Here is a 13234-nt window from a genome sequence, read left to right as displayed (position 1 = left end):
ACTAAAGGAAGTGGCTGTTAAATGACTCAAAAATATTTATCTGCTTGTACGAGTGTTTTAGTTGGTAAGAAGGCTTCAATTGATGGTTCTACTATGATTGCCAGAAATGATGATACTTTCTTGCCATTGACTCCTCAACGGTTTTACATGCATCCAGCTGTAAGTGACCGACACGAAACGTGGGTTTCAAAGCAAAATGGATTTACAGCCCCTATGCCAGAAAATGGTTACCGCTACCAAGCCGTTCCTAACGTTGAAGTTGATGAAAAAGGGGTTTACGCTGAAAGTGGCTTTAACGAAAAAAACGTGGGAATGAGCGCTACCGAAAGTGTTTACGGTAACGAACGGGCTCTTTCTTGTGATCCACTAGTGGCTAATGGATTGGCCGAAGATTCTATGCCATCCATGGTACTACCATTTATCAATTCTGCTAGGGATGGAGTTCGTTATCTAGGGAACTTGATCAAAGAATACGGTTCTCCAGAGGGAAATGGGGTCTTGTTCAACGATAAAGACGAAGTTTGGTACATGGAAATTGTTACTGGTCACCACTGGGTAGCTCAACGTATCCCAGATGATGCGTATGCAATTACTGCTAACCAAGTAGCCATTCAACAAGTTAATTTTGATGACCCTGATAACTTTATGTATTCAGAAGGGATTCAAAAATTTGTGGAAAGCAATCATTTGAACACCGATCAACATGGTTGGAATTTCCGTCACATTTTTGGTACTAGTAACGAAAAAGATCGTTTCTACAACACTCCACGAGTTTGGTTCGGCCAAAGCTATTTGAATCCTGAAATTAAGCAGGAACCAACTTCTTCAGAGTTACCATTTATTTGTCGAACTGAAAAGAAAATCAGTGTCGAAGATATCGAATACATTTTGGGTTCTCACTATAACGAAACTGAATTTGATCCGTTGAGTTCCGGCAACGAGGAAACTAAGACTAAGTTCCGTCCAATTTCAATGAATCGGACCCAAAATTCTCACGTGCTTCAAATTAGAAATGACGTCCCTGAAGATAAGGCTGCCATTATGTGGCTATGTTTAGGAGTACCAGCTTTCAGTCCTTACGTTCCATTCTTTGCTAATGCTACGGATACTGATCCTACTTATTCAGAGACTCCTCTTCATTGTGATGACGTTAGTGCTTATTGGATGTACCGGAAATTATCTGTGCTAGTTGAAGCTCATTACCAACAATTCCACCAAATGGATGTAGATTATCTTACTGCAAGTAAAGAAAAACTACGGGCTCATGTCAACCAAGCCTTGGAAGAATCTAAGGGGCTAAAGGGTGCTGAACTAACTAATTTCTTAACCGAACAAAACTATGCTATCGTTAAGGAAATGAGAATTAACACTGAACAATTAATTCATTCCTTGTTCGAACAAAGCTTGACCTTATCTAAATTAACTTACAATATGGATAAAAACTTATAATAAAAAAGACTCACCAATTTGGTGAGTCTTTTTTATTTACTCGGGTATATTAACAAAAATGGCCGGAAGATAACTTTGGTCTTCCAATTGATACCAAACCACTTGTTGCTCATCTACGACTTTAGAGGTGACCTCAATGGCAGTGTTATTAGTCCAGTTATTGACTGCTTGGCCATTTGGTCGATTGTAGCTAGCAACGGTGGTATTAGGTGCAATATCAACTGTTGCAGTAGTAACTAATTGCTCACGTTGCCAATTAGGCGAAATAATTTCGTCAGTGACTGGTGATGTAATTTTTTCGTAATGGGCGGATGCTTTAATCCATTCCGCTCCGCCTAAGTCTAGCCATCCTTGATCTTCATTAGTAGTAATGATGGTAAAAACTCGAAGGATAACTTGAGCCGGCAACGATACCGGTAATGGATCACCGTCGATACCCGAAAACACCGTTGTTGGAGCTGTTAACTTAATGAATTGATGTACCGGTTGGACGGTATGCCAATTTTGTGGGCGGTAAAAATAAACGATTTGATTGGTCTTACTAGTAAAGATTCCTTTGGTTAATCCGGTACTTTGGATGACTCGATAACCTGGAAAAGATAGGGGAGTAGTTTGGTATGCTTGGCCTACTGTCCCAGTTATGACTTGCATTGGATGCATAACTTGTCCTGTATCGTAATTTAAGTGGTAAATTTGGACCGGGCTTCCAGGCATTTTAACGTACGAAATAGTTACCGCAGCATCTTCTTCAGGAAAAGTAGTTATTAACTCGTCAACTCCAGCAAAGTAGTAATCGGCAACGGTTGGAAGTTGATAGTGAACCCTTTGTCCCACTGTGCCAACTATTCTGTCTGGAGCTTGAATCAATTCGTTTTGTTCATCCACAAAAAAGTAGGTGATGGTGGTGGTTTTTAATTTTAATTCATTTTTGATTGATTGGTGCTTTATTTTAGGAGGTTGAGGTTTAATCTCATCCTGGGGGTTGATAAGTGGTTCTGGTTCTTGTTTAGGCAAATTACTTTTATGAGAAGTGCTAGGAGCCGGTTGAGATACCGGCGTTTTGCGTTTAAAACGGTTGCTTAACCATGAGAGTAGGCTCATATTGATTCCGTCCTTCGCTAAAATAATTAATACCATTATTGTAGCACAGCTTATCAGGCGAATAAGTCGTCATTTTTAAGATTCAAACAAAAAAGAAGCTAAGGAAATTTTCCAATTAGCTTCTTTTAAAAAATATTATTTAGTTTCAGAATCAGAATTATCAGCTTTGGCTTTAGGTTCTAAGTCGACTGCCGAAATAAAGATCTTACCATCTTTATCCACATCGGCTAGCAAGTTAACCGCACTTTCATGATCCAAGTAGTAATCTGCAATTCGATCTTCGATTTCTTCTTGAATAACTCGGCGAAGTGGACGAGCACCCATGGCAGGATTGTAACCCAATTCCACCAACTTATCTTTGGCTTTATCAGTTACCTTAATGGTTAATCCTTGCTTGGCTAACATTTCATTAACATCACCAATCATAAGGGTAACGATTTGACCTAGATCTTTTTGGGTAAGTGGGGCAAATTCAACAACGTCATCAAACCGGTTAAGCAATTCTGGCTTGAAGTATTTATTTAACTTGTCTAATACGGAGTGGGTCTTGCCAGCAGCGGCAGCACCAAACCCGACACTAGCTTCAACGTCACCGCCAGAGCCAGCATTACTAGTCATGATAATAATCGTATCCTTAAAGGAAACGGTCCGTCCCTGACTATCGGTTAAGCGGCCATCATCTAGAATTTGCAAGAACATGTGTAAAACGTCCGGATGGGCTTTTTCTACTTCATCCAACAAAATTAAACTGTATGGGTGACGACGCACTTGTTCGGTTAATTGACCAGCTTCGTCATATCCCACGTATCCAGGAGGGGACCCGATTAACTTAGCCACTGAATGGGGCTCCATGTATTCAGACATATCAAATCTGATCATGGAATCTTTAGACCCAAAGAGTTCGCTAGCTAGTTGCTTGGCTAATTCGGTTTTACCAACTCCGGTAGGACCGACGAAAAGAAATGAACCAATTGGTCGGCCAGTTCCGTTAAAACCAACCCGGTTTCTTCTAATTGCTCGAGCAACTTTATCAACTGCTTGATCTTGACCAATCACATTTTCTTTCAAGTTAGTAGCCAAGTTCTTTAGTTGTTGCTGTTCTTGAGCTTGTAACTCACCAACTGGAATATCTGTCTTTTCTTCGATGATTTTTTCCATATCTTTGGCAGTTACTTTAGGTTCTTTATCGGCATCTACGTTACCGTTTTGTTTATTTTGGTTCAATTTAGTAACTTGGTCCCGGTAGTAGGCGGCCTTTTCATAATCTTCTTGTTGCAGAGCAGTTTGTTTTTGCTTTTCAGCATCTGCAATTTTTTCGTCGATTACTTTAGGATCCACTACGTTAATTGTTAAGTTCTTCTTAGAACCCGCTTCATCAAGTAAATCGATGGCTTTATCGGGAAGAAAACGTTCTTGAATGTAGCGATCAGACAACTTGACTGCCGCTTCAATAGCACCTTCAGTATACTTAACATGGTGATAATCTTCGTAGCGTTTTTGAATTCCCATCAGAATCTTGATGGATTCTTTGACACTAGGCTCTTCAACGGTAATTGGTTGAAGTCGTCTAGCAAGGGCGGAGTCTTTTTCAATATCTCGGTATTCTTTTAAAGTAGTAGCTCCGATTAATTGGAATTCACCACGAGCAAGAGCGGGTTTTAACACGTTCCCGGCATCCATTCCGCCTTCAGCGTTCCCAGCGCCTACGATTTCATGAATTTCATCTATAAATAATACGATATCAGGGTTTTCTTGAACTTCTTTAATTAATTGTTGCATTCGTTGTTCGAATTGGCCCCGGATTCCGGTTCCTTGGACTAGAGAAACTACGTCCAAACGAATAACTTGTTTGTTTTGTAATTTTTGGGGAACTTGACCAGCTACAATTTGTTGGGCCAATCCTTCAACTACCGCGGTTTTACCAACTCCGGCCTCACCAATCAAGACTGGGTTGTTTTTGGTACGGCGGTTTAAAATTTCAACAACTCGTTGAATTTCTTTATCACGGCCAATTACCGGATCAATTTTGCCATCCTTAGCCATTTGGGTCATATTGATACCGTATTGGCTAAGAAGAGATTGACCATCATTTGGATTACCGTTATTACCACGGTTACCATTACGTGGGCCTTGAGGTTGAGTAGGTGGCGTTTGAGAAGCAAATTCAGACTGACCATTTCCATTTTGCATAGCTCGGAATAAATCATCTAAGCTACCAAAGCCAAATGGGTCTTGAGCCATATTAGTAGCACCTCCGTTATTTGGGAAATTTCCTTGTGTGTTCGTTAGGAGTTGATAGCATTGCTGACAGAGATTAATAGTTTGCTTTTCACCGTTTACATTAGTATATAGGTGAATAGTTGCCTCATTTTTGTGGCAATTTTGGCATAGCATTAACTGTCGTCCTCCTCTTATAATGGAATAAAGTCAAAGAAAAAGACTGACCTTCTTTGACCTTTGAAGATATTATACAACGTGCTAGGTTAGAATCAAGTAATTTGATTAAAAATTTTAAATGGGAGAAAATAAGGAATGCAAAAAGATTATGCGGAACTTTTACGTCAATTGGCTAGTGGAGAGTTAGCAACTTTACAGATTACTACTGACGAATTCATGGAATTTCAATCAGCATATATGAACTTTGAGTCTCGCAAAAAGATAGTGGGAGAAGCCCAAGCAAATGGAATAATTGTTTATCATTTTGAAAATGGCCCCAAATAGTTTGCTCAAAGTCATGAAAGCGGTTGATGAAATGCTTGTATTTTCATCAAATAATTGATATTCTTAAGTTTGTAAGAAAGATTTCAACTGTATAGTTGCCGTTCTTTCACTAATTTTAATTTAGAGGAGAATGATTCAAATGGAAAAGAAAGATTTTAAGATTATTGCCGAAACAGGGATTCACGCTCGTCCTGCTACTTTATTAGTTCAAACTGCAAGTAAATTCAACTCAGATATTACTTTGCAATATCAAGACAAGTCAGTTAACTTGAAGTCCATTATGGGCGTTATGTCACTTGGTGTTGGCCAAAACGCCGAAGTAACAATTACCGCTGATGGTGATGATGAAAAAGACGCTATTGAAGCAATTAGCGAAACTATGCAAAAAGAAGGTTTATCTGATTAATTATGGAGAAGCTAAAGGGAATTGCTGCGAGTGATGGAGTAGCAATTGCGCCTGCTTTCCGGTTAGTCGAACCCGATCTTAGTTTTGATACTCAGACGATTTCTGACCCTCAAAAAGAGATTTTGCGACTTAATGATGCATTTGATGCGTCGAAATCAGAATTGGAAACTATCAAAGAAAAAGCTAAGAGCAACTTAGGCGAAGATGAAGCGGAAGTTTTCGAGGCACATATTACAATTCTGTCCGACCCAGAAATGATTAAACAAATTAATACTGAAATAACTGATAAGCAAGAAAACGCTGAAGCAGCGTTGAAGTCAATTACCGACGGATATATCCAAATTTTCCAAGGAATGGACGACAATGAATATATGCAACAGCGGGCTTCTGATGTGGCTGATGTTACCAAACGAGTAATGAGTCACTTATTAGGAGTTGCATTACCAGACCCAGCGTTAATTGACCATGAGGTTGTTATTATTGCTCACGATTTAACCCCTAGTGATACTGCTCAATTTGATCGGCAGTTTGTTAAAGGGATTGTAGCTGATTTAGGTGGGAGAACTTCTCATTCTGCGATTATGTCCAGAACGTTGGAAATTCCTGCCGTTGTTGGCTCGGAACAAGCAACTGAATTGATTAACGAAGATCAAAATGTTATCGTTGACGGTTTAACTGGTGACGTCATTGTTGAGCCTACTGCTGAACAAGTTGCACAATACCAGAAGAAGCAAACGGCTTATTTAGCTGAAAAGGCTGAATGGCAAAAGTTGAAATCAGAACAAACTACATCTAAAGATGGTAAGCACCCAATTTTGGCAGCTAATATCGGAACTCCTAAAGATCTTCCTGGAGTTTTAGAGAATGGCGCTGAGGGAATTGGGCTTTACCGTACTGAGTTCTTATACATGGATTCTAACGAATTGCCATCAGAAGATGATCAATTCGAAGCTTATAAAGAAGTAGTTGAAGGTATGGAAGGTAAACCTGTAGTTATTCGGACTATGGATATTGGTGGAGATAAAGAACTACCATACTTACCATTACCAGAAGAAATGAATCCTTTCTTAGGCTATCGGGCTATTCGAATTAGTTTAGACCGGACCGAAATTTTTAGAACTCAATTAAGAGCTCTCTTAAGAGCTTCTAATTTTGGTCAATTGTGGATCATGTTCCCAATGATTGCTACCTTGAATGAATTCAGACAAGCTAAGCAAATTTATTTGGAAGAACGGCAAAAATTAGTGGATGCTGGGCAACCAGTGGGGGATATTAAATTAGGTATTATGATTGAAATTCCTGCTTCCGCTGTCTTAGCTGATAAATTTGCTCGAGAAGTTGACTTTATGAGTATTGGAACTAATGATCTAATTCAATATTCAATGGCTGCTGATCGAGGCAATGAACGGGTTTCCTATTTGTACCAACCATACAACCCATCAATTTTAAGATTAGTTAAACGAGTAGTAGATGCTTGTCATGCTGAAGGTAAAATTGCATGTATGTGTGGAGAAATGGCTGGTGACCAAATTGCAGTGCCGATCCTATTGGGCATGGGACTAGACGAATTTTCAATGAGTGCTACTTCAATCTTGAAGACCCGCTCATTGATTAAGCGCCTAGATTCAAGTCAAATGAAGGCATTAGCAGATTGGGCAGTTACTGAAGCTGAAACTAACGAAGATGTTAAGCAAAAAGTGGAAGAAACTGTATCAGAAATAAACTAACCAAAAATTATTAAAAGCGTATTAAGAGGCAGAAAACCTTTTAGTACGCTTTTTTTGCAATTAATTTTTCAATTAGTACTTATTAATTGGAGCTTTAAGAAGTTTATATTTAAGCTATGGTTAAGGTGTTTGCATTCAATGTTTCAAACAAATATAATTACACTGGTTAACATGAAGTGAAATCAATAAAAAACGACGAGAGGGGCGCTTTTTTTGAATATTGGACTATTTACAGATACATATTTTCCCCAAGTTAGTGGGGTAGCCACTTCGATCAAAACACTTAGAAATGAGCTTACCCGTCAGGGACACCAAGTCTATATTTTTACAACGACCGATCCACACGTAGATAAGGATGCTAAAGAAGAAAATATTTTTCGGTTTAGTAGCATTCCATTTGTTTCTTTTACTGATCGCAGAATTGCATTTCGAGGGTTATTTCAAGCTTATGAAATTGCCAAAGAGCTTCATTTAGATATTGTACACACGCAGACTGAATTTTCGATGGGGATGATCGGTAAGTTCGTTGCGCGCAATTTGAATATTCCTTGTGTGCATACTTATCACACAATGTATGAAGATTATTTACATTATGTGGCTAATGGAAAGCTATTAAAACCAATTCACGTTAAAGAAGGTACCTTGGCATTTTGTCACAACATGTCCGGTGTGATTGCTCCTAGTAACCGGGTATTAGATACGCTAACTAATTACGGAGTAAAAAGCGAATTTCGTATTATTCCGACCGGAATTGATGTTGGTTTATTTGCGGGAAAAAGTGATGTTGATGTTCGTCAACAATATGGCCTAAAGGACGATACACCGATTATGTTGTCTGTCAGTCGCTTGGCTTACGAAAAAAACATTGCTGCCGTTATTAGTGATTTTCCAGCAATTCTACAACAGGTACCAAACGCCGTTTTAATGATTGTAGGGGATGGACCAGCAGTCGATGATCTTAAGCAACAAGTAGCTGACGAAAAATTAACTCAAAGTGTTATTTTCACTGGTGAGATCAGTAACGATAACGTTAATGCTTTTTACCAAGCTGCGGATGTCTTTGTGTCCGCTTCTGAATCAGAATCACAAGGATTAACATATATAGAAGCAATGGCTGCTGGGATACCAGTAGTGGTTAAGTCTAGTCCGTATACAGACGATCTAATTAATGCTGATTCACTAGGCAAAACCTTCACCTCTCAAGAGGAGTTTATCTCCAATATAGTTCATTATTTAAAAGAACCAGTTGATGCAACTGATCCTAAAGTTAAAAAAGTATTGCAAAAGAAAATCGACGCCATTTCTGCAACGACTTTTGCTAATCGAGTTGCTGATTTTTATCGTGAACTTCAAATCAATCAGGAATTAGCGGAAGCCAAAAAACCAGTTGATATTACAGAAGATTAGAACGGAGTTTTTAGATGTTAAAAATTAATATGTTTTCTACCGCTGACAAGGTTAAAGGTCAGGGGGTAGGGAGTGCATATGTTGAATTAGTTAAGATGCTGCGAAGTCATTTTAATGGGCAATTTAAGATCACTATTAATGACTATGGTCACAGAGCCGATATTTCCCATTATCACACTATTAATCCAAGCTTTTATATGTCTACCTTTCTACCTGGTAGAGGTAAAAAGATCGGCTACGTTCACTTTTTACCCGAAACCTTAGAAGGAAGTTTAAAAATTCCGCAGCCGTTTAGGGGGCTTTTTTACAAATATGTAATTGCTTTTTACAAACGGATGGATCACATCGTGGTGGTAAACCCCACATTTATTCCTAAATTAGTGGCTTATGGTATTGATGAACAAAAAATTACCTATATTCCTAACTTTGTAGATCCCAAGTCATTTTATCCGGTTGATAGTGACCAAAAACAAGCACTGCGTAAACAATACGGATATTCTTCCGATGCGTTTATGGTGCTAGGTAGCGGTCAAATTCAAACTAGAAAGGGTGTTTTGGACTTTATCAAGTTGGCACAAGACAACCCAGATGTTCAATTTGTTTGGACAGGTGGTTTTTCGTTTGGCAAGATGACCGCGGGTTACGCAGAATTAGAACGAGTGGTACAAAATCCACCAGCCAACCTAAGTTTTCCAGGAATCGTACCTCGAGACAAAATTGTGGATTACTATAATATGGCGGATTTATTCCTATTGCCTTCATATAATGAATTGTTCCCAATGTCAGTCCTAGAGGCGTTTTCTACGCATACACCTGTAATGTTAAGAAATTTAACCTTGTATGAATCAATTATTGATGGTTATTACGTTCCTACCAGTAATGAAAGTGATATGAATGATCAACTTCACCGCTTGATCATTGATCATGATGCTTTATTGGACTTGCAACAACGGTCTAAAAAAGCTGCTCAACGTTACTCAGAGGATCATTTAGCTCAAACTTGGTACGATTTTTATACTAAACAGGCTAAGGATAAACGTTATGTCTCGAAGAAATAAAATTACGTTTGCGGTGATGTTATTAATTGGAATTGCTATTTTTGGTTATTCCATGAGAAACGTGAAATTATCGGCCCTGGTTAAAGATATGCAGACCATTAATTGGTGGTGGCTATTAGTCGCATTTTTATGTATTTGTTTGTATCTACTGTTTGAAACCTTTATTACGAAGGTTTTAATTTCTAATCGTATTAAGGGCTTTACCTTTAAGGATGCACTACGGGTACCGTTAGTAGAACAATTATTTAATGGTATTACGCCGTTTTCTTCTGGAGGTCAACCAGGACAGCTATTTGTAATGATGCAAACCGGAATTGATGCGGGACGGGCTAGTTCGGCGCTTTTGATGAAGTTTGTTGTTTATCAGGGTATGATTGTGATCAACTTTTTCTTAAGTTTAATAATTGGCTTTCAATATGTGATTGAAAAAATGCAATTTTTAGCCTGGTTCGTGCTGTTTGGTTTCTTAATTCACTTTGCTGTAATTGTGGGGCTCTTATTAGTAATGTTTAAACCCCAATTTACTAAAAAAGCAGCTAAGGTAGTCCTTTATCCAGTTAAATGGTTTATTTCTGCTGATCGGTATGCCAATTTACAAGGGACCATGGCAGAAAAAATTGATAACCTTTATTTGGAAAGTGTAAGAATTGGTCGACAATGGAAATTACTATTAAAAGTAATTGTATTAACTTTTTGTCAATTATTGTTTTATTATCTAATTCCGTATTTCATAATGCTATCATTGGGATATACGAACGCCAATGTAGTGATGATTGTTAGTTTACACGTGATGATTGTTATGATTATTTCGTTGTTTCCCATCCCTGGTGGATCAGGAGGGGCGGAATTTAGCTTTGAATCTTTATTTCATAGTTACATTACCAGCAGTAGCAAAATGGTCTTAGCGATGCTTTTATGGCGTTTAATTACGTATTATTTTGGATTGATTGCGGGGGCTGTGGCCCTGGTTATCAAACCTGATAAGGTTAATGATCCTGATCAATAGCGAGCAGGGGAGTTAATTGGTTTTTGGAGGAACCGGAATGTCTGAAAAGAAGAAACACTTTGGAAGTATTTTTAATACCACTTGGGGTTTTTACCTTTTAGTGGTGTTCTTATTTTGTTTAAAAACTTATATAGCATACCAGACTAAGTTTACCCTTGGGACAAAGGGCTCCCTTCAGGAGTTTATTCTGGCGATTAACGCAATTCCGGCTGCTCTGTTAACGTTTGGCATTGCTTTATACTTTAATGGAAAATTGAAGTATTGGTTATTGATGATTGTTGATTTCATCGAAAGTACTTGGATTTTTGCTAATATCGTCTATTACCGAGAGTTTTCGGATTTCCTATCAATGGGAATTATCAAAGGGAGCGGTAACGTTCAAAATAACCTTGGCAAAAGCCTGATGGAAATTTTGCATGCTAGTGATTTCTTTGTGTATATAGATATAGTAATTCTAATCATTTTATTAATTGCTAGAGTAATTAAAGTGGATCACCGACCATTTAAGAAATGGAAGGCTTTCGCAGTTTCTTTAGCCTCATTTGCTTTAATGGGTGGAGAATATGCTCTCGCAAGTACTGATCGTTCTGGCTTATTAACGAGAACGTTTGATAACAACTATATTGTTAAATATTTGGGCTTAAATGAGTATGCAGCCTTTAGTGCCTATCAAACTCAAAAGGAATCGGCAACCCGGTCTCAGGCCAAAGCCAGTGACATGAATAGTATTTTGAAGTATCTAAAGAATAATCGGGCGGCCTCCAATATTAAGTACTTTGGTAAAGCTAAGGGAAAGAACGTTTTTATTATTCATCTGGAAAGTTTCCAGCAGTTTTTGATTGATTACAAAGTGAATGGTAAAGAAGTTACACCAACACTAAATAAGTTTTATCACAACAAAAATACCATAGGATTTGATAATTTTTATAACCAAGTTGCCCAAGGGAAGACTTCCGATGCAGAAATGATGTTGGAAAATTCTCTTTATGGTTTACCACAGGGATCGGCCATGACCACTTATGGTAGTCAAAATACTTTCCAAGCAGCACCGGCAATCTTGGATCAAAAGGGTTACACTACGGCTGCATTCCATGGGGATGTACCTAGTTTTTGGAATCGGGATAGTACCTATAAGTCTTGGGGTTATGAGTACTTCTTTAGCTCAGAGTACTATAAGACTAAGCCATCTTATAGTGTTGGCTACGGTCTAAAGGATAAGATCTTCTTTAAGGACTCTGCTAACTATCTGCAACAATTACCACAACCATTTTATGCTAAGCTAATTACCTTAACTAACCACTATCCATATGAGCTGGATAAGCAAAACATTGATTTTCCAGCTACTAAAACTGGTGACAAAACTGTAGATCCGTACGTACAGACTGCCCATTATCTAGATGAGGCCTTTGCCGAATTCATGCAGTATCTGAAGAAGACGGGCTTAATGGATAATAGTATGATTGTTCTGTATGGTGACCATTATGGAATCTCTAATAACCATCGTCCGGCCATTGCACAATTGTTGCATAAGAAGACGATTACTAGCTATGATTTGGCTCAGTTCCAAAAAGTTCCTTTTATGATCTATTCCAAGGGGCTTAAAGGTGGAATTAACCATACCTATGGTGGAGAAATTGATGTTTTGCCAACATTGCTTCACTTGTTAGGAGATAATAACAACAATACTATTCAATTTGGGACGGATTTGCTTTCTAAACAACATGATCAAAGAGTAGCGTTTAGAAATGGTGACTTTGTTACGCCTAAGTATACGAAGGTGGGAAGTACTGTTTATCTAACTAAGACAGGCAAGAAGATTACTCCAACTACTTCTCAGCAAAAAGAAATCAATAGTATCCAAAACCATATCACAACAGAATTATCGTTATCTGATAGGGTAATTTACGGAGATTTGCTCCGTTTCTATACTCCAAAGGGATTTAAACCTGTTGATTCAAAAGATTTTACGTATAAATACACGAATGCTTTGGACAATTTGAAGAAGTCTCAAAAAGAAAAGCCAACTAGTATTGAAGCCGAAAACAGCGGTAAATCAACAATGAACCTATATAAGACAGATGCACCAGAACTGAAATAGTTTAATTGAATAATCAAGTAAAGAGATAAGTTATAAACTTATCTCTTTTTTGTACTTGACGAATGGCGATTTATTCTGTAATATTAATCTCGTTGCTTGAGAGGTAAGACAAACGACGATTTGAAATTAAAAAATTAATTGAAAAAAGTTGTTGACTTATCTTGATCGACATGATATATTTAAATAGTTGTCAAGAGCTGATACGAAGCGCTTACGACAAGTAGTAGACCTTTGAAAACTGAACAAAATATTCGATGAAAA

The 13234-nt window shown here is 38.0% G+C and carries 10 protein-coding genes; 8 read left to right on the top strand and 2 right to left on the bottom strand.

The features are described 5' to 3' along the window. Positions 1-21: 21 nt before the first annotated feature. Positions 22-1449 carry a C69 family dipeptidase gene (locus FC56_RS06505; protein ID WP_056978472.1) on the top strand — a complete coding sequence of 476 codons (1428 nt, stop codon included), beginning with the start codon at positions 22-24 and terminating at the stop codon, positions 1447-1449. Between the two features lie 36 nt (positions 1450-1485). On the opposite strand, the gene FC56_RS06500 is transcribed toward FC56_RS06505, so the two are convergent. Together FC56_RS06500 and FC56_RS06495 are read right to left on the bottom strand one after the other, a co-directional pair. Beyond that, positions 1486-2550 (bottom strand): MucBP domain-containing protein, encoded by a 1065-nt coding sequence (locus FC56_RS06500; protein ID WP_056978471.1) that lies wholly within the window; start codon positions 2548-2550, stop codon positions 1486-1488. Between the two features lie 135 nt (positions 2551-2685). Continuing rightward, entirely contained in the window at positions 2686-4944 is a 2259-nt protein-coding gene (locus FC56_RS06495; RefSeq protein ID WP_056978470.1) for an ATP-dependent Clp protease ATP-binding subunit, read from the bottom strand. A gap of 138 nt (positions 4945-5082) precedes the next feature. Here FC56_RS06495 and FC56_RS06490 point away from each other — a divergent pair, with 138 nt between their 5' ends. The 7 genes from FC56_RS06490 (at position 5083) to FC56_RS06460 (ending at position 12973) form a co-directional block, all read left to right on the top strand. Then, complete coding sequence (locus FC56_RS06490) at positions 5083-5271, top strand: hypothetical protein (protein WP_056978469.1); 189 nt, start codon at positions 5083-5085, stop codon at positions 5269-5271. A 139-nt stretch (positions 5272-5410) separates the two neighbouring features. Further along, positions 5411-5677 (top strand): phosphocarrier protein HPr, encoded by a 267-nt coding sequence (locus tag FC56_RS06485; protein ID WP_054671532.1) that lies wholly within the window; start codon positions 5411-5413, stop codon positions 5675-5677. Beyond that, entirely contained in the window at positions 5677-7404 is a 1728-nt protein-coding gene (gene ptsP, locus FC56_RS06480) for a phosphoenolpyruvate--protein phosphotransferase (RefSeq protein WP_056978468.1), read from the top strand. Before FC56_RS06485 ends, ptsP begins: the two co-directional genes overlap by 1 nt. Before the next feature lie 213 nt (positions 7405-7617). Continuing rightward, positions 7618-8811, top strand: coding sequence for a glycosyltransferase family 4 protein (locus FC56_RS06475; protein WP_056978467.1), 1194 nt, complete (start codon positions 7618-7620; stop codon positions 8809-8811). A gap of 14 nt (positions 8812-8825) precedes the next feature. Then, positions 8826-9869: a glycosyltransferase family 4 protein gene (locus tag FC56_RS06470; RefSeq protein ID WP_056978466.1), complete on the top strand. Its 1044-nt coding sequence runs from the start codon at positions 8826-8828 to the stop codon at positions 9867-9869. After that, a complete protein-coding gene (locus FC56_RS06465) occupies positions 9853-10875 on the top strand; it encodes a lysylphosphatidylglycerol synthase transmembrane domain-containing protein (protein WP_056978465.1) in 1023 nt (340 codons plus the stop codon). The genes FC56_RS06470 and FC56_RS06465 overlap by 17 nt, the downstream gene beginning before the upstream one ends. A 37-nt stretch (positions 10876-10912) precedes the next feature. Continuing rightward, positions 10913-12973 carry an LTA synthase family protein gene (locus tag FC56_RS06460; RefSeq protein ID WP_056978464.1) on the top strand — a complete coding sequence of 687 codons (2061 nt, stop codon included), beginning with the start codon at positions 10913-10915 and terminating at the stop codon, positions 12971-12973. Positions 12974-13234: the final 261 nt, after the last annotated feature.

The organism is Lentilactobacillus senioris DSM 24302 = JCM 17472 (genome assembly GCF_001436555.1).
Lineage (GTDB): Bacteria > Bacillota > Bacilli > Lactobacillales > Lactobacillaceae > Lentilactobacillus > Lentilactobacillus senioris.
This window is presented reverse-complemented; position numbering and strand designations above follow the sequence as displayed.

What these genes read in the sequence shown, in the direction of transcription:
- FC56_RS06485 (WP_054671532.1), top strand. Translation starts at nt 5,411, where the DNA reads ATGGAAAAGAAAGATTTTAAGATTATTGCCGAAACAGGGATTCACGCT.
- FC56_RS06465 (WP_056978465.1), top strand. Translation starts at nt 9,853, where the DNA reads ATGTCTCGAAGAAATAAAATTACGTTTGCGGTGATGTTATTAATTGGA.
- FC56_RS06500 (WP_056978471.1), bottom strand. Translation starts at nt 2,550, where the DNA reads ATGAGCCTACTCTCATGGTTAAGCAACCGTTTTAAACGCAAAACGCCG.
- FC56_RS06460 (WP_056978464.1), top strand. Translation starts at nt 10,913, where the DNA reads ATGTCTGAAAAGAAGAAACACTTTGGAAGTATTTTTAATACCACTTGG.
- FC56_RS06470 (WP_056978466.1), top strand. Translation starts at nt 8,826, where the DNA reads ATGTTAAAAATTAATATGTTTTCTACCGCTGACAAGGTTAAAGGTCAG.
- FC56_RS06495 (WP_056978470.1), bottom strand. Translation starts at nt 4,944, where the DNA reads ATGCTATGCCAAAATTGCCACAAAAATGAGGCAACTATTCACCTATAT.
- FC56_RS06505 (WP_056978472.1), top strand. Translation starts at nt 22, where the DNA reads ATGACTCAAAAATATTTATCTGCTTGTACGAGTGTTTTAGTTGGTAAG.
- FC56_RS06490 (WP_056978469.1), top strand. Translation starts at nt 5,083, where the DNA reads ATGCAAAAAGATTATGCGGAACTTTTACGTCAATTGGCTAGTGGAGAG.